Genomic DNA, 18,209 nt, shown 5'->3' with positions numbered 1-18,209 from the left:
AGGACAACGTAATGACAGCCAAGGGTTTCCTGATCGCCGCCACCGCCATGGCGCTGAGCCTGCCGGGGCCGGTGCGGGCAGATACCGGCGATGTGGTCAAGCTCGGGATCGCGGCCGGAGCCTTCTTCTGCATGGCCAATCCCGGCCGCTGCGGGCTGGGCGGCAACAACCGCAACGCCCAGCCGAGCGCCGCGCCTCAGCGCACCGCCTCTCCGCCGGCCCGGCAGCCGCGCGCGGCCGATCCGGCGATCCGGACCGATCAGCAGGCGCTGAACTATTTCGGCTACGAGGCGGGCAGTGCCGATGGCATAATGGGCCGCCGCACCCGCGACGCGATCTCGCGCTATCAGGGCTATATGGGCTATCCCTCGACGGGCCAGCTCGACGCCTATCAGCGCCAGACCCTGGTCGGCGCCTATAACTGGGCGCAGGCCGACGGCGGCGCGGCCTATCCCGGGATCTACGGCGAAGAGCTGCTGCGCGCCTATGCCAGCCAGATGCGCGGCGGCAATTACTGCCGCGAGACCGGCCGCTGCCCGGTGCAGTCCGGCAATACCGGACAAAGCCCGGTCCGCAGCCTTCCCGATCTGCCCCAGGCCAATGCCTCGATGGCCAATGCCTGCACCAGCAGCCAGATGGTCACCAATGCCAATGGCCCGGTGCTGAACCCGGCCGACATCACCGATCCCGACCGCGCCCGCCAGGCCCTCGACGAACAGTTCTGCAGCGCCAGCAGCTATGCCTCGAGCCGGTCCGAGAACCTGCTCTCGGGCAGCGGCACAACCGACGCGACGCTTGCCCGGAACTGCCGCTGGGTGGTCGAACGGATGGAGGACCAGATCGACCGGCTCGACAGCCAGTCCGCAGTCGAACTCGCCGGAGCGGCCGACCGGCGGGTGCGGGAAATCGGGGGCGATCCGCGCCAGATCTCCGACGCGGCGACGATCTGCCTGGGCTATGGCTACCGCACCGACGACCCGAAAATGGCGCTGGCCTCGGCGCTGATGCTGGTGGGCACCGGCGCCCGGCCCTATGCCGAGCTGGTCGGCCACCATCTGCGCAGCGGCTTCGGCACCCAGCGCGACCCGGCCCAGGCCCGGGGCTGGTACGACATCGCCTTCGACGCGCTCGACCGGGGCGCCGAACCGGCCGTGCGCCCGAGCCAGAGCGGCGAACGCGTGGCGATCATGCGCACGGCGCTGGGCGGTCAGGGGCCTGCCGGGTCGGTCCCCGGAACCTCGTCCTCGGGATCCGGCGTGCCGAGCTTCAACTTGCGGTGACCCCTTGGCCACAGGACGGCCGCCCCCTGCCCGAACCGGCAGGGGCGGCACCCGGGCAGGCGGTGGGCCGTCTGTGGGCAGGCGGAGGGCGGCGGTTGACCCCATGCCGCAAATGCAATTAACTCAAGGCATAATTTCGCATTGACACTGCGTTTGATGACGGCGGATTGAGATGCTGCGTGCGGCGATATTTGCGATGGCGCTCGGACTTCTGGTGATCGTGGGCGCCTCCGGCTATGCCGCGCTCGCCGCCTGCCGTGTCGAACTTCCCCTGCTTGAGCGCTGGTTCGCGCAAAGCTGCCGCTCCGAGGAAGAAACCGCCGCCCTCGCCCGGCTCGACACGCTGCGCAGCCGTAATCTTGCGCTCCTTCGCGACATCCGCCGGACCGAGAATGAACTGGCCGCGCTGCAATGCGAGGCGGTCCCGCCCGCACCCGCCCAGGACCCGGCCCCTGCCACCGACAGCGCCGGGATCGATCCCGGCATCTGGAACCGCGGCGATATCCGCGTGCTCGACGGCTGCTGGGAGCTCGATTCCGATTTCCGCACCCGCGACATCCAGACCGGACGCATCACCCATTACACCCAGTGGGAAATGTGCTTCGACCGGCAGGGCAACGGCCGCGAGACGATGACCGCCACCAATGGCACCACCTGCCAGGGCGCGGTCTCGGGCCAGTTCCTCGCCCCCGGCACGGCTGGCAACCGCCAGCGGCTCGAGGTGCGTGAACCGGGCAATCTGCGCTGCTCCGACGGCGGCTACATCCATCAGCGCATCATCACCTGCGAGCTGGCGGGCGATGGCAGCGCAAGTTGCGTGAATTTCCAGCCCGAGACCGGCGGCCGCGGCGAGGTCCGTCTGCGCCGCAGAAGCGAGGACCAGTAACCATGGCCGAGCATTTCCTGACCAAGAGCCGGATCGAGCTGAGCCAGTGCCTCGAAACCGGCGGCGGGCTGGCGCTTGAAAGCTACGGGGCGCTGTATCAGGCGCTGCACGAACGGGTCTCGCCCGAGGCGGCCGCGCTCTTTGCCGAGCCGCTGCTGAGCCGCGGCAACGAGACCGCGCCCGCCAGCATCGCCTGGTATACCGGGCACCCCGGCGAGGGCCGCCCGCTGCGCGCTCTGGACGAGGCCGACCGCAGCCGGGCCGAGGCCGTGCTGAGCGAAAGGCTGCGCGCCATCCGCCCCCATCTTGCCGATCCCGAGGACGGACCGCTGATCGGCGCGGCGCTGCATCTGGCCAACCATCCCGAGGGCGATATCTGGGTTGTCGACGGCCAGCCGGTGATCGTGAACTGGGGCATGCTGCCGGTCGGGATGAGCCGCGATCCCGAGACCCGCGGCGCCCATGTCGCCGCCACGCTGGGCCGCTTCCTGCCGCTGGCCGCGGCCCCGCCACTCAGCCCCGCCGAGGCGCAGGCGCGGCGTCCCGATGCCCCCACCGATGAGCCGCCCGGAACCGGCCCCGATGGCAGCGCACCCCCGGCCGTGGGCGCAACCGCGGTGGCGCCCGGCCCGGTCGCGCCCGAGGCGCGCACGCGCGCCTGGCCCGGTCCGATCGCCTGGGTGCCGCTTCTGGTCCTGCTCTTGATCGCGGGCGGCGTGCTGGTCTGGCTGCTTCTGCCCGGCACCCGGATCTTTCCGCCGCGCAGTCCCGACCCGGCCATCGACCGCGCGGCCGCGGCCACGGCCGTGGCCGAGATCAACGCCTCGCTCGAAGAGCGGCTGGCCCGGCTGCAAACCGCACTCGAGGGCGCCCAATGTCGCCCCGACGGCACCCTGACCATGCCTGACGGGCGCACCATCGAGGGGCTGCTGCCGCCCGATCCGGCCAACCCGGCCGATGCCCCCGGCAGCCGCGCCGCCGCCGATCCGCGCCCGATCCTGCCGCCCGACCCGGCCCGGGTGCAGGTGCCCTCGGACGGCGCCTCGGCGATGGATCTGACCTCGTTGCTGGAGCTGATCGAGGCCCGCACGGTGATGGTGGTCCGCTATCTCGCCGATGCCGATGCCCGCCCGGGCCAGCAGGTGCGGGCTGAACGCGGCTCGGGCTTCTTCGTCGGCCCCGACCTCGTCGTGACGAACAGTCACGTGGTCGAGGGCGCGCAGGGCGAGAGGATCTTCGTCATCAACCGGAGCCTCGGAGAGCAATATCAGGCGACGGTGATCAAGACCGTCGGGCCGTTCGGCAGCACCGGGCGCGATTTCGCGCTGCTTCGCGTCGAAGGCGTGAATGCGCCCTATTTCACGCTTCTGAAGCCCGGTCATTCGCTGAAGCTGCAAAGCGTGATCGCGGCGGGCTACCCCGACGACCTGCTGGGCGACTGGCGCGGCGGCACCGATCCGGTGCCCGATCTCGCGGTCACCGACGGCACCGTCAATGCCGAGCAGGCACTGGCACAGGGCAGCCCCGCCCTTGTCCATTCCGCGCCGATCTCGCAGGGCAATTCCGGCGGGCCGCTGGTCGACATGTGCGGCCGGGTGGTAGGCGTGAACACCTTCGTCCGGCAGGGCGCGCTGCGCAATCTGAACTTCGCGCTCTCCTCTGACGACCTGCTCGACTTTCTCGAATCCGCCGCTCTGACGCCTGCCACCGTCACCCGGCCCTGCCAGCCGCAGCTGCTGCGCCCGGTGGCGCCCCCCGCCAGCGCCGGAACCCCGACCGATGCCGCCGCGGGCGTGCCTGATTTCAACCTCCGCCCCTCCTCGGACGATTAGGAGGGACCGGATGTTCGAGGCGCTCATCGTCACCACCTCCTCGGCCGGGCTGACCGCCATCGGCAGCCGCGAGCAGCGGTCCTACGAGCTGATCGCCGACACCCTGCGCGACCGGCTCGGCCCCGACCATGCCGCGCTTTTCGCCGAGCCGGTGGCGACCGAACAGGGCGACCGCTATGACTGGTATGCGCCGATGCCGGGCCCGGTGCACCGGCTCGACGAGCTTGCCCCCGACCGGCGCGCGGAGGTCCTGGCCCGGCTGGCGACGCTGCAGGGCGAGATCGCGGCCCTGGCCGACGAGATCGCGGCCGAGGGCAGCCCCAGCTCGGAACGCCTGTCCGAGGCGCTGCGAAACGCGCTGCAGGTGCCGGGCGATGAGTACATCTATGCCATCGGCGACGGGCCCGCACCCCGGCCCGTGCTGGTCAACTGGGCCTGGACCGGCGACCGCCAGCGCTCGGAACGCGGGCTCCTGACCGGCGCCGCCCGCTCCATGCCCGCCGCCCCGGCCCCGGCCGGGACCGCCCCCGCGACCGGGACGGCGCCCATCCAAACCATGGCCCCCGCAAGCCCGCGCCCCGGCATCGCGCTCTGGCCGCTTCTGCTCTGGCTCGGCTGGCTGATCCTCGCGCTCATGCTGGCGGCGATCCTGGCACTTCTGGTTCCGGCCTGCGGGCTGCGCGGACTGGGTGCGCTGTCCTTCTGCCCGGCGCCGCTGCCCGAGGCCTCGGAAGCCGATGCCAGCACCCTGATCCTGCAGGACCGGATCGACCGGATCGAGCGCCAGATCGCCATTGCCGACCGGGCCTGCCAGCCCGCGCCACCGTCCCCTCCGCCGCCGCCCGCCGCCCCGGTCGAGGAAAGCCGCTATGACCGTGCGCTCGAGGACGCCGGGGCGCGGCGGGGCGATCTGAACTTCTCGCTGTTCTGGAACGGCCCATCGGATATCGACCTGGCCGTGACCTGCCCGACCGGCGGCAAGATCTGGTATCGTGCCAAGAACGTCTGCAACGGCCGGCTCGATGTCGACAGCAATGTCGACCGGATCCGCCCCGACCCGGTCGAGAACATCTATTTCGAAGGTCCGGCCGCGGGCAATTACCGCGCCACCGTCACCCTGTTCAAGGATCGCACCCACGGGCCCGACAGCTTCCGGCTGCTGATCCGCGATGCCGACAGCGAGGTTCTGAAAGAGGGCACCCTGAGCCGTCAGGGCGAAAGCTGGACCACCACCATCAACTATCCCGGATTGCCATGATCTCTGACCGCAAGGAACAGCTCCGGCCGCTCGTGAACTGGCACGAGGACATCACACTGGTGCCGTTCTCGGGCATCCAGATGCTGGATTTCGGCTTTGCCATCGACAAGGTCGCCACCCGCCCCTGGCGGTTCATCGAGCGCACCCTCGACGAGGCGCCCGACGAACGCATGCTGATCCCGCTGACCGGCAATGAGGAAATCGACGCGCCGCTGGAAAGCGCCGCCAGGCCCGATGACGACCCCTATTCCATCCGGCCCATGGCAGCACTGGAACCGTTCCTGTCGAAATGGGTGCCGGTGCCGGTTCTCAGGATGAAATCCGAGCGCGGGCCGGCGGGCGAGGAACGCTTCGATCCCGGCCCCTCGACCTGGGCGCGGATGCGGGTGGTCGAGCTGGCCGCCCCCGACCACGAGACCGGCCATACCCACCGGGTGCAGATCGCGCTCGATACCGCGCTGACCGCGCAGGATCAGTCGGCCCATTACGTCGCCCCCCAGATCGCCGATGCCGAGAACCCGCGCGATTTCCGCTTCGTCTCGGACCCCGCACAGATGGACTGGTTCCTGCGCCGGATCGAGGACGGCGAAGACGGCCAGCCACGCGACCCGCAACTCTGGGTGTCGGACTGGCTGAAGGAGCTGTTCCTGGGCTTCAAGCGGGCCGAACGGCCCGGGCGCAACATTTCCGAGGACACCCTGCCGCATCAGTTCGAGCACTGGGCGCGCTATCTCACCTGTCTGCAAGTCATCGACCAGGCGGTGAAGATCCCGAAGATCCGCTTCGTCAACACCGTCTCGGAACGCGATGCGGTGACGCCGGTCGATGTCGATCTGGTGCTGGATGTGGGCAATTCGCGCACCTGCGGCATCCTGATCGAACGCTTCCCGGGGGAATCCCGGGTCGATCTGGTGCGCTCCTTCCCGCTCGAGATCCGCGATCTGTCGCGGCCAGAGCTTTACTATTCGGGCCTGTTCGAAAGCCGGGTCGAATTCGCCGAGCTGAAATTCGGCGATGACCGCTTCGCCAGCCGCTCGGGGCGCCGGAACGCCTTCATGTGGCCGGGCTTCGTGCGCGTCGGCCCCGAGGCGCTGAGGCTGATCCAGCGCGAGGAAGGCACCGAGACGATGTCGGGGCTTTCGTCCCCGAAACGCTATCTCTGGGATGACGAGGCGCGCCAGCAGGACTGGCGCTTTCACAACCATGTCGACCCGAACAACCTGCCCAAATCGGTGCGCGCCGCGATGCGCCAGCTGAACGAGGCGGGCGACGTGATCGAACAGGTCCGCCATGAGGAAAAGCAACGCCTGCGCCGCCGCGGCCGCACGCCCTCGGACCGCGCGATCCGGCCGCGGTTTTCACGCTCGTCGCTGTTCGGCTTCATGCTGGCCGAGATCTTCAGCCATGCGCTGGTGCAGATCAACGATCCTGCCTCGCGCGCGCGCCGGGCGCAATCGGACCTGCCGCGCAGGCTCAACCGCATCATCCTGACCCTGCCCACCGCGACCTCGGTGCAGGAACAGGCGATAATGCGCAGCCGTGCCGAGGGTGCGCTGAAGATGGTCTGGGCGATGCTGGGCATGGACGAGGCGCTGGACCGCTACAAGACCAAGCCCGCCGTCACCGTCGAATGGGACGAGGCAAGCTGCACCCAGCTGGTCTATCTCTACAGCGAGATCACCCAGAAATTCGACGGCAATATCGAGGCCTTCCTGCGCCTGAAGGGCCGCGACCGCATCCGCCCCGGCGAGACCGCGCCCAGCCCCAGCCTCAGGCTTGCCTGCATCGATATCGGCGGCGGCACCACCGATCTGATGATCTCGACCTACTGGTCCGAGGCCAACCGCGTGCTGCACCCCGTCCAGACCTTCCGCGAGGGTTTCCGGGTCGCGGGCGACGACATGCTGCAGCGGGTGGTGTCTGGCATCGTGCTGCCGCGGCTCCAGACCTCGATCGAGGCCGCGGGCGGGCGCTATGTCGGCGAGAAGCTGCGCGAGCTCTTCGCGGGCGATATCGGCGGGCAGGATCAGCAGGTGGTGCAGAAGCGCCGGCAGTTCGCGCTGCGCGCTCTGATGCCGCTGGCGGTCGCGATCCTGACCCATTCCGAGACCGCCGCCGAATATGACCGCTTCGATCTGTCGGTGGCCGAGACGCTGGGCCTGCCCCGGCCCGCGCCCGAACCCGACGAGGATGGCGTGGCGCCGCCCCGCGCGGGCCCGGCCGAGCCGCTGATCTCGGAGGAGATCCTGGCCTATGTCGAGCAGGCCGCCCGCGATGTCGGCGCGCCCGACTGGCGCTTTGCCGATGTGACGATCACAACCTCGCGCGAGGATGTCGACGCCATCGCCCGCGAGGCCTTCCAGAAGGTGCTGGGCAACATGGCCGAGGTGATCGACCATCTGGGCGTCGATGTCGTGCTGTTGACCGGGCGGCCCTCGCGGCTGCCCGCCGTGCGCTCTATCGTCGAGGAACTGCTGGTGGTGCCGCCCTACCGGCTGGTCTCGATGCACAGCTACAAGACCGGGCGCTGGTATCCGTTCCGCGACCCGATCACCCAGCGCATCGGCGATCCGAAAAGCACCGTCGCGGTCGGCGGCATGCTGATCGCGCTGTCCGAGAACCGGATCCCGAACTTCAAGGTCACGACCGGCGCCTTCCAGATGAAATCGACCGCGCGCTTCGTCGGCGAGATGGACAATAACGGCCAGATCCTAGACGCGCGGCTGATGTTCTCGGATCTCGATCTCGACGCCAGGGGCGGCGCGCAGGAGGCCACGGTCAGCATGTTCTCGCCCGTCCATATCGGCTCGCGGCAATTGCCGATCGAGCGCTGGACGACGACGCCGCTGTTCCGGCTCGACTTCGCCAATCCCAATGCCCAGCGCCGGCCGACACCGATCCGGGTGACCTTCGAGAAGGCCGATTACGACGATGACGAGCGCGAGGATTCCGAGGCCAAGCTGAGGCGCGAGGCGCTGCGCGAGGCCTTCGAGATCACCCTGGTCGAGGATGGCGTGGGCGACGGGATGAAGAATACCGATGTCGTGCTCAAGCTGCATACGCTGGGCTTCGACGACGAATACTGGATCGATACCGGCGTGTTCCGGTACTGAGGGGGCAGGATGACGACGAAGGACCAGCTTGCCGAAAGATGCGCCCGGGTCGAGACGGCGGCCCGCCGGGCGCTCGACTGGGTGTCCGACCCCGAGAACGCCGAGACCGTGGGGCTCGACCGCAAGTCGCTGGCGCAGGCGCTGCGAAAGGGCGCAAGCCGGGCGCAGAAGCTGGGGCGCGCCGCCCGCACCAGGATGTCGGTCAGCGTCTTCGGCCCGTCGCAGGCGGGGAAATCTTTCCTGGTCTCGGTGCTGGCGCGGCCCGAGAACGGGCGGCTGGTGGCCGATTTCCATGGCCCGGGCGGCCAGCTCGACTATATCCGCGAGATCAATCCCGAGGGCGAAGGGGAATCGACCGGGCTTGTCACCCGCTTCACCATGATCAAGGCCCCCTGCCCCGAGGGCTTTCCGATCCGGCTGGTGCTGCTGTCCGAGGCCGATGTCGCGCGCACCATCGTCAATTCCTTCTACATGGATGGCGACCAGTCCGAACCCGTGCCCGAGCCCGAGGCGATCACCGCCCATCTGGACGCCTTCCGCGCGAAGGCGGGCGGCACCCAAGTGCCGGGGCTGAGCCATGACGACGTTCTGGAAATCGCCGATTACGTCAATCGCAGCTTCGGACGGACGGCCTATGCGGCGGGGCTGCGGACCTTCTGGGAGGAGGCCGCCCTGATCGCGCCGACGCTGGCCGTTGCCGACCGGGCCGCCTTCTTCGCCATTCTCTGGGGCGGGCATGAGGCGCTGAGCGATCTCTACATCCGTCTGGGCGAGGCGCTGCAGCAGCTCGGCAATGCCGAGGAGGTGCATGCGCCGCTGGCCGCGCTGACGCCGCGCGAAAGCTCGATCATCGACGTGAAGACGCTGCACGGGCTTTACGGAGAGACGGGCGACAGCCTGCCGCTCTGTCTGCCCTCGGGCGCCCGGGTCGCGCTGCCGCGTGCCCTCGTCTGCGCACTGGCGGCGGAACTCGTGATGCCGATGCAGACCCGGCCCCACGAGCTGTTCGAGGACACCGACCTGCTGGACTTTCCCGGTGCCCGCAACCGCTTCGAACAGCCGCTGTCGAAGACCCTGGCCGAGCCCGGCAAGACCGTGACCCAGCTTCTGCTGCGCGGCAAGGTCGCCTATCTTTTCGACCGCTATGTCGAGAACCAGGACATCACCTCGATGCTGCTCTGCATCCCCGACAGCAACATGGAGACGCTCGACCTGCCCGGCCTCGTCGAGACCTGGATCGCGATGACCCATGGCGCAGGCGCCAGACAGCGCACGGCGAGCCGCTGCATCCTGTTCTTCGTGCTGACCAAGTTCGACAAGCATCTGGGCGAGAGTGCCGCCGCCGGCGGCGCGGAAACCCGCTTCGAGCGCCGGATGCAGGCCTCGCTTCTCGAGAAATTCGGCCGCGGCAAGGACCCCTGGGTCGAGCACTGGACACCGGGGCGGCCCTTCGACAATTGCTACTGGCTGCGCAACCCGAATTTCTATGTCGAGGGTCTGATCGATTATGACGAGGCCAGGCGCGAGATCCGCATCCGTCCCGACAAGGAGGCGCGCCTGGCCGAGCTGCGCGCGGGCTGTCTGGAGGCCGCCAGCGTCCAGCGCCATTTCGCCGATCCGGCCGCCGCCTGGGATGCGGCACTCGGGCTGAACGATGGCGGCGTCAGCTATCTGATCGGGCGGCTTTCCGAGATCTGCACCCCCGACAGCAAGACCAGCCAGATCGCCGCCCAGCTCGACAGGCTGGCGGCCGATCTCGCGGCCGATCTGGCGCCTTTCCATGTCTCGGACGATATCGGCCGCCGGATCGAGGAAAAGCGCGAGGCCGCGGCCGTCCTCATCGACGAGCTGGAAATCGCGCTGCAGCGCCATCGCTTCGGCGCGGTGCTGGCCGCACTGATGGTCGATCAGGATCTGGTGCAGGACCGCATCTCGCGGGTGCCGTCCTCGATCCGGATCTCGCAGGCGGTCTCGAGCGCGGCCACCGCGCGCCCCGCCGCCGAGACCTCGCGCCCGACAGCGCCCGCCCGGCCCGGCCGCCCGCTGCGCCCCGGCCGCCCGGGCCGCCCCGCGCCGGCCGCCGATCTGGCGCTGGCCGAGCCCGCGGCCACCCGGATCGCGACCGGCGAGCCCCGGCCCGACACCGACACCAGCACCCACTCCGGCACCGATATCCGCACCATGACAGCCGAGACCTTCCAGGCCGAAAGCGCGGTCGAGGTCTGGATCGAAGGGCTCAAGCGGTTCCGCGAGGATGTCGCGACGGCCGGGCATTTCGGGCTGAGCCCGGGCTCGGTCACCGTGCTTTCGGCCGAGCTCACCCATGCGCTCCGGCGTATCGGCGTGGTCGAGCGGATCTGCGCCCAGCTCAAGGCGATGGCCTTCGGGCTGACCGTCGACAAGCAGGCCGAACCCGCCGCCATCCTCTGCGCCGAGCATATCAACCGCTTCGTCGCCGTGCTCGGCAGCGACGCCCTGCCCGCCTCGGATCGCGCCCGGGTCGAACTGCCGGAGGGCGGCAGCCGCCCGGTCTTCGCGCCCCGCCCCGGCGCCGACGATGCCGATGGCCTCCCGCCCGAGCCGCGCCCGACCGCCGAGGAGACCTGGACCGACTGGGTCTTCGCGCTGGACGCGATGTTCGTGGCCAATGCCCGCGACAGCGATGCGGGCAACATCAATGTCGCGCAGAATCTGAAGCTTGGCGAGATCCTGGCCGATCTCGGCGCGGGAGGCGCATAGGCGATGGCGCTGAAGATACGCCCCGATCCGCGACGTCCCTCCGGGGGCTATGCCGAGCTGTCGGCCGAGGCCGCCGCCCTGCCCGAGGCCGAGGCCACGGTCTCGGTCTTCGACGCCTTTTCCGAACGCTTCCTCGGGCTCGATGGCTGGCAATCCGACCGGGCCGAGTTCGGCCCCTATGAGGTGGTGCGCGACGGCGACCGCGCGCGGCTGGTGATCGGCCCCGAGATCGTCAACCGGATCGAGGAATATGCCGCGCTGAAGCTCCGGGTGAACCGGATCGAGGCCGAGCTGAGCTGGCCCGACGACGTGGTGCCGATGCCGGGGGCCGCCCGGATCGGCGGGCTTGCCGTGGCGCGCGCGGAACCCTCCGAGGCGGCGGGCCGGCTGACGGGCAAGCTGACGGGCAAGCTGCCGGAGCCCGAGGCACAGGCCGAAGGCAGCGCCGCCGAACCGCCAGCCGAAACGCAGGAAAAGCGCCGCTCGCGCCTGCCCCTGATCGGCGGGCTCGCGGCGCTGGTGCTTCTGATCTGCGGCGGGGCTCTGGCCTGGTTCCTGATGCAGCCGCCCCCCCTGCCGGTGGTCGCCGAGCGCCCCGAGGCCGAGCCGACGCCGCCCGACCCCTGCGGGCCTGACGCGCTGGCCGGTCTTGGCGCCCTGCCCTTCGCCGAGGGCCGGGCGCTGATGTCGCGCTGCGGCGCGCGGGTCACGCCGCAGCAGGCGCTGGCCACGCTCGAGGCCGGGGCCGATGCGGGCGACGCCGATGCGCTGCTGCTGTTCGGCGAGATCTACGACGAGGGCGCCAATGACGACCCGGTCGAGACCGAGATCGGGCTGAGCCTGACGCCAAGCGCCTCGAAGGCCGCCGAATATTATGCCCGGGCCAGCGCCGCGGGCAGTACCGAGGCCACCAGGCGCCTCGACCGTCTCTGCCCCGAATTGCGCGCGGCCCCGGACACGCTGTCGCGAAGCGCCGCCGAGGAGTATTGCCGTCCATGAGACCTGCCCGCCTCCGCCCGGCCCTTTCGGCCCTTGCGATCGCGCTTTTCCTGGCCCAGAGCGGCCCGGGCCTCGCGCATCCGTTGCTGCTCGAGGATACCTCGACGGTCTATCAGCGGGTCCTGACCCGGCCGGGCGCAGCGCTTCATGACGCGCCGGGCGGTCCCGTCGCCAGCCGCTATCCGGCCTTCCAGCCTCTTTACGTCTTCGCCCGGCAGGAGGGCTGGGTCGAGGTCGGGCCCTCGGCAAGCGCCGCGCCCGCGGGCTGGGTCGAGACCGGGACCGTGGTCGAGTGGAAACAGAACATCGTCGCCACCTTCACCAATCCCGCCGACCGGGCCCGCTCGCTGATGTTCCGGACCGAGGACGGCCTGCGCGGCTTCATGGAGGATGAGGCGCTGGTCGCCACCCAGGCCCGGCTGATCGAGAAGGCCGAAACCGGGATGCTTGCGCCCGAGGACGGCGTCGTCGCCATCGAACCCGAGAATTACGTCAATATCCGCGAGCGCTTCTACATCCTGCCGATCCTCGATTTCGTCGAGGACCTGCACCCGATGACCTATGACGCGAACCTGCTTCTGAAAGTGGCCTCGGTGCCGCTTCGCGACGATCTGCCTGCGGCCGAGGCCTCCTCTGCGGCGGGGGATTTCGATGCGGGCGTCGTCTTCGTCTTCGACACCACCAAGTCGATGCAGCCCTATATCGAGCGCACCCGCAAGGCGCTGGCCCGGATCATCTTCGACATCAACGGCACCGATATCGGCGAGCGGATCAATTTCGGCATCGAGGCCTTCCGCGACAATCCCGAGGCCGTGCCGGGGCTGGCCTACCGCACCCGCGAGGTGATCCCGCTCGACAGGCGCCTCAACCAGTTGCCGGTGCTCGAGGCAATCGACAATACCCGCACGGCGACGGTCTCCTCGCCCGGCTTCAACGAGGACAGTCTGGCCGGGGTCGAGGATGCGATCCGCCGGACCGACTGGGACCAGGCGGGCACGGGCGATCCGTTCGATGCGCGCTATGTCATCCTCGTGACCGATGCCGGGCCGAAGGATCCGCGCGACCCCAATGCGCGCTCGGAAATCGGCCCGGTCGAGATCCAGCGCGATGCCGAGGGGCGCAACATCGTCATCATGACGCTGCATCTGAAGACGGCGGCGGGCGCGGCCAATCACGACTATGCCGCCGAGCGCTACCGGCAGCTCTCGCGCTTTGCCGGGCGGCAGTTCTACTATCCCATCGAGGGCGGCTCGGAACAGGCCTTCGAGGATACCGTGACGGCGCTGGTCACGGCGCTGACCGATCACGTGCGGATGGCGCTGGGACAGGCGCAGGTGCAGGCCCCCGAAGACCGCGACGCCAATCTCGAATTCCTGGGCCATGCGCTGCAGCTGGCCTGGCTCGGCGCCCGCGAGGGGACCCGCGCGCCCGATGTCTTCGAAAGCTGGGTGACCGAGAGGGCGGCCGAGAAACCGCAGGCGCTGGCGCTCGAGCCGCGGCTTCTGGTGACCAAGAACGAGATGGCGACCATGGCCGAGCTGCTCGACAATCTGGTCCGGCTGGCCGAGGGCACGCGCGGCGAGGACGAGGCACGCGGCTTCTTCCGGCAGGTGCGCGGCGTCATCGCGCAGATGGCGCAGAACCCCGACCGGCTGGTCGCGACCGATGCCGACAGCCTGGGCGGCGCGCTCGAATATCTCGAACGGCTGCCCTATCGCAGCCAGCTTCTGCAGACCGACGAGGCGCGCTGGATGTCGGGCCCGATGGTGCGGCGCGAGATCATCGACGGCATGCGCCAGAAACTGACCCAGTATCGCAAATGGCTGTACGACCCGTCCGTCTGGACCGCGCTTTACGAGGGCGCGCCCGATGGCGAGCAGGTCTTCGCGATGCCCTTCGACATCCTGCCCTGAGCCGATGGCGGACGCGCTTGTCATCCGCGATCTCGGGGTCTCGCTTGCCGATGGCGACCGGGGCTTCGCGCTGAGGGTGCCCGAACTCCGCATCGTCGCGGGCGAGACCGTGGGGCTGACGGGCCCGAGCGGCACCGGGAAGACCTTGCTGCTGGAGCTTCTGGGCCTCTTGCGCGCGCCCGATCCGGGCGGGGTCTATCGGCTCTGCCCCGCCGATGGGCCGGAGCGCGAGTTGACGGCACTGTGGGCGCGGCGACGCCGGATCGCACGCCTGCGCGGGTGGCTTTTCGGTTTCGTGCCGCAAACGGGCGGGCTTCTGCCCTTCCTGACGCTTTCCGAGAACGTGGCCCTGCCCCAGCGGATCTGCGGCCGCCCCGACCCTGCCCTTGTCGCCGAACTGATCGAGCGCCTCGGGCTCGGCCCGGTCGCGGGGCTGCGGCCCGAACGCCTGTCGATCGGCCAGCGCCAGCGCGCGGCCATCGCCCGGGCGCTGGCGCACCGGCCGCGCTTCGTGATCGCGGATGAACCGACCGCAGCCCTCGACCCCGAAAACGCCGCCGAGGCGATGACGCTTCTGTTCGAGGCCGCGGGGCGCACCGGCAGCGCGGTGATCGTCTCGTCGCATGATCTCGACCTGCTTGGCCGCTTTGCGCTGACCCGCTACCGGCTGGCGCTCGACCCCGACCATGCACCGGGCCACCCGGTCAGCCGCCTGAGCGCCGCAGAAGACGGGCGGGAGGCGGCATGAGGCTGCTGGTCGCACTCGCACTTCGGGCGCTCTTCCGCGACTGGATCTTCGTCTTTTGCAATGTCGCGGTGCTGGCGGGCGTGATCGTGCCGCTGCTGGTGCTGTTCGGGGTGCGGAACGGGGTCTATGACGCGCTGATCGGCGATCTGATGGCAAACCCCGCGACGCTCCAGATCGACACCGCGGGCAATCAGAGCTTCACGCCCGCAGATCTGGCCGAGGTGCAGGGCTGGGAAGATGTCCGCTTCGCCACGCTCAAGACCCGCAGCCTTTTCGACTATGTGAATATCCGTGCGACGGGCGGGCGCGAAAGGCAGGAGGCCCTGATCGCGCCCTCTGGCACGGGCGATCCGATGATCGCACCGCTGCCGGGGCTCGGACCGGACGAGGTCGCGGTCTCGCCCGCGCTGGCCGCCCAGCTCGGGCTGGCCGCGGGCGATGGGGTCGAGATCTTCACCCAGGCCGAGAACCGGCCGCGCCAGTTGGTGCTGGAGGCGCGGGTCGCGGGTGTCCTGCCCGAGGGGCGGCTCGACGGGCGGGTGGTGCTGGCCGATATCACCCTGCTCGACCTGATCGAGGCCTTCTATGACGGCTACGCCCTGCCCGGGCATGGCATCGACAGCGGCAAGGCGCTGGCCGGGCGTGCCGAAAGTTTCGAGGGGATGCGGGTCTATGCGACCGCGCTCGACCGGCTGGCGCCCCTGCAGGACCGGCTGGAGGCCCGCTTCGGCATAAGGACGCTGGCGCGGACCGCCGAAGTGACTTCGGTGCTGACGCTCGGGCGCAATCTGGGGCTGGCGCTGGCGCTGACCGTAGCGGTGGCGGCGGCGGGGCTTGCGGCCTCGCTGATCTTCGGCTTCTGGGGCGAGGTCGTGCGCACCCGCCGGACCCTCGCCAATCTGGGGCTTCTCGGGCTGCCGCAATGGCAGTTGTCGCTGTTCCCGGTGATCCAGGCCTTGGTGACCGCGGTTCTGGGGCTGTGCCTTTCCTTCCTGCTGTTCCGCCTGACCGCGTCGCTGGCCGAGCGGCTGTTCGAGACCGGACTGACCGAGCGCGGCGGGCTGGTCTCGGTTTCCCCCGCCGAAGCCACGGCCATCGCGGCGGCCGTGATCGCCTTCGTCGGCTGCGCCTCGCTGGCGGCGGCGCGGGCGGCCCTTGCCACCGATCCCGCCACCGTCCTGAGGGAAGAGACATGAGAGCCGCGGCCCTCGGCCTGTCGCTTCTGCTGGCCGCGCCCGCCGCAGCCGGGGTCACCTGGGACAGGGACCAGTACGATCCGGGCGGGGCGACCGCGCCTGCCGATCTGATCCTGCCGATGCCCTGCGGCGGGGCGATGGCCTTCCAGCGCGTGGTGGTTCCGGTCGAGGCCGATGACCCGCTGGCCGACCGCCGCATCCGGGTCGGCCAGTCCGATCCCGCGACCGGCTATTCCGACTATCTGCGCACCGCCTATCTGCGCGGTGCCTTCCCCGGCCCCGAGCCGGGCGACAGCGTCTATTACATCGCCCGCTACGAGATGACCCGCGCCCAGGGCCGCGCACTGACGGGCGATTGCAGCCCGCCCAAACGGATCGAGCGCACCGCGCTGGGGGGGCTCTCGTGGTTCCGCGCGGTCGAGCTGTCGCAGCTGTATACCGAATGGCTGCTGGCCGAGGCCCGCGATGCGTTGCCGCCCGAGACGGAGGGCCGGGCCTATCTGCGGCTGCCGACCGAGACCGAATGGGAATTCGCCGCCCGCGGCGGCGCGGCGGTCGACCCCACGGTCTTTCCCTCGCGCCGCTTCTTCGGCGAGGGCGATCTTCTCGATTATGCCAAGGTGGTGGGCTCGGCGCGCGGCGCGCTTCTGCCCGTCGGGCTGGCCCGCCCGAACCCGCTGGGGCTTTACGACATCTACGGCAATGCCGAGGAGCTGATGCTGGAGCCCTACCGGTTGAACGCGGTCGGGCGCGAGCATGGTCAGGCAGGCGGGCTGGTCACACGCGGCGGCTCGGTGCTGTCGGCGCCCGCGCAGGTCTATTCGGCCGAACGCACCGAATACCCGCTTTACAGCGCCACCGACGGCACCGCGACGGCGGGCGAAACCTTCGGGTTGCGGCTGGTGCTCAGCCGCAGCGTCGCCTGGTCCGACCCGGTGCTGCGCGAGATCAAGGCGGGCTGGATCGCGCGGACCGAAGATGCGGGTCGCGACGGCACCGACAAGACCCCGCTCGCGACGCTTGCCGAGATGATCGACGAGGAAATCGACCCCCGCCGGAAGGCCACATTGCAGGATCTGCAACTCGAGGTCCGCCGCTCGGACGAGGAGGCGACCGCGGCCTTCGGCGAGGCCGCCAAGTCGACCCTTCTGAACGGCGCGGTGCTGGTGGGCGCGATGCGGGCCGGACGGAGCGAAGAGCAGCGCATGAGCAGCGAGCTGATCGGCATCGCCGACCAGACCCGGCTCTGCGCCCGGGCCGAGCAATGCGCGGCGCTGCGCGGCGCGGGCGCCCAGCTGATGAGCAAGCTCGACATTCTGCGCGACGTCCAGAAGACCTATCTGCTGTCGCTGCGCTCGGCCGTCGAATCCCTGACCGAAGGCGCCGATCCGGGGCTGACGGCGGACGCGATGCGGCTTTTGCAGGGCGAGCTCTCGGCCTCGGGCCAGCGCCAGATCCTCGACAATCTCGCGCGTTTCGCAGCCCTGCTCGAGGCCTATCGCAACAGGCCCGACATGTCGCAAGAAGAGCTGCGCCTGCTGATCCTCTCTCGCTGAGCGCGCGCTCGCAGCCCGCTGCACTGCGACCGCAAGTCGCTGCCAAAGCGCCATTTTCTGCCCGTGGCGACCTCTGCGGGCAGTGGATCGGAACCGATTGTTAAGTCTTTCGGCGGTATCGGATTCCGGATCTGTGTCGCAATCCGAGTTTCCGATGTGTAGCGTTTCTGTCCTGTGGCTCGTATCCGGTCCCGTCCTTGCACCGCAGATCCTTCGCGCCGATGGCGGCTTAACGCAGCAGTCGGCCTGCATTGCCCGTCGCGCGGCCGCCGGAGACCTGCCGGTCCGCCCTCGCGCGCGCGTCTGCCTTGACACCCCCAACACACCTGAGCGCGCTGTCTTGCCCCCAGCCGAAATAACCCGGGCCGCTATCGCCGGGCCGATCCTGGTGCTTTCCAGCGCGACCTCTTTCGCCAGTGCCCGACGCGACCGCATGGAATGCGGGCTGGAAGGCCCAAGGCCGATCCCGGGCCAGACCCCGGCTTCAGACCGCTCGGCGGAGCTGTTTCGGCGCGGCTTGCCCGGCAGCGACAGGCTTGCCGCAGGCATCCCGTCGGACGGTCTGACCATGCGCTTTGCAAAATCCGATGACCGGCGGCCCCTCGGGGTCAGGCTCTGCCGCCTTGACGAAGCCGGCCGGCCCGTCTCGCCGCAGCAAGGTTCCGGTCCCGCCATTTCGGACGGCCAAT

11 protein-coding genes are annotated in these 18,209 nt (G+C 69.7%); all 11 read left to right on the top strand.

Features of this window, described 5'->3' with window-relative positions:
* Positions 1-11: 11 nt before the first annotated feature.
* The 11 genes from B5V46_RS08320 (at position 12) to B5V46_RS08270 (ending at position 17,520) form a co-directional block, all read left to right on the top strand.
* On the top strand, positions 12-1,280 hold the full coding sequence (locus B5V46_RS08320) for a peptidoglycan-binding domain-containing protein (RefSeq protein WP_080616170.1): 1,269 nt from the start codon (positions 12-14) through the stop codon (positions 1,278-1,280).
* Between the two features lie 196 nt (positions 1,281-1,476).
* The gene (locus B5V46_RS08315; RefSeq protein ID WP_155773987.1) at positions 1,477-2,166 is read left to right on the top strand and encodes a hypothetical protein; all 690 of its coding nucleotides are present in this window, start codon (positions 1,477-1,479) and stop codon (positions 2,164-2,166) included.
* Positions 2,167-2,168: 2 nt separating this feature from the next.
* Positions 2,169-3,998, top strand: a complete 1,830-nt coding sequence (locus tag B5V46_RS08310) for a trypsin-like peptidase domain-containing protein (protein ID WP_080616168.1) — start codon at positions 2,169-2,171, stop codon at positions 3,996-3,998.
* 10 nt (positions 3,999-4,008) lie between these two features.
* On the top strand, positions 4,009-5,256 hold the full coding sequence (locus B5V46_RS08305) for a hypothetical protein (RefSeq protein ID WP_080616167.1): 1,248 nt from the start codon (positions 4,009-4,011) through the stop codon (positions 5,254-5,256).
* Positions 5,253-8,369 carry a virulence factor SrfB gene (locus B5V46_RS08300; protein WP_080616166.1) on the top strand — a complete coding sequence of 1,039 codons (3,117 nt, stop codon included), beginning with the start codon at positions 5,253-5,255 and terminating at the stop codon, positions 8,367-8,369. Before B5V46_RS08305 ends, B5V46_RS08300 begins: the two co-directional genes overlap by 4 nt.
* A gap of 9 nt (positions 8,370-8,378) precedes the next feature.
* On the top strand, positions 8,379-11,108 hold the full coding sequence (locus B5V46_RS08295; RefSeq protein ID WP_080616165.1) for a virulence factor SrfC family protein: 2,730 nt from the start codon (positions 8,379-8,381) through the stop codon (positions 11,106-11,108).
* 3 nt (positions 11,109-11,111) lie between these two features.
* Positions 11,112-12,107 (top strand): hypothetical protein, encoded by a 996-nt coding sequence (locus B5V46_RS08290; RefSeq protein WP_080616164.1) that lies wholly within the window; start codon positions 11,112-11,114, stop codon positions 12,105-12,107.
* Positions 12,104-14,020: a vWA domain-containing protein gene (locus B5V46_RS08285; protein ID WP_080616163.1), complete on the top strand. Its 1,917-nt coding sequence runs from the start codon at positions 12,104-12,106 to the stop codon at positions 14,018-14,020. The genes B5V46_RS08290 and B5V46_RS08285 overlap by 4 nt, the downstream gene beginning before the upstream one ends.
* 4 nt (positions 14,021-14,024) lie before the next feature.
* Entirely contained in the window at positions 14,025-14,768 is a 744-nt protein-coding gene (locus B5V46_RS08280) for an ABC transporter ATP-binding protein (protein ID WP_080616162.1), read from the top strand.
* A complete protein-coding gene (locus B5V46_RS08275) occupies positions 14,765-15,964 on the top strand; it encodes an ABC transporter permease (protein ID WP_080616161.1) in 1,200 nt (399 codons plus the stop codon). Before B5V46_RS08280 ends, B5V46_RS08275 begins: the two co-directional genes overlap by 4 nt.
* Complete coding sequence (locus tag B5V46_RS08270) at positions 15,961-17,520, top strand: SUMF1/EgtB/PvdO family nonheme iron enzyme (RefSeq protein ID WP_080616160.1); 1,560 nt, start codon at positions 15,961-15,963, stop codon at positions 17,518-17,520. The genes B5V46_RS08275 and B5V46_RS08270 overlap by 4 nt, the downstream gene beginning before the upstream one ends.
* The last annotated feature ends 689 nt before the right edge of the window (positions 17,521-18,209 follow it).

This window comes from Rhodovulum sp. MB263, from assembly GCF_002073975.1.
Taxonomy (GTDB): Bacteria; Pseudomonadota; Alphaproteobacteria; order Rhodobacterales; family Rhodobacteraceae; genus Rhodovulum.
Note: the sequence above shows the minus strand (reverse complement) of the source record. Positions and strands in the feature narration are given on the sequence as shown.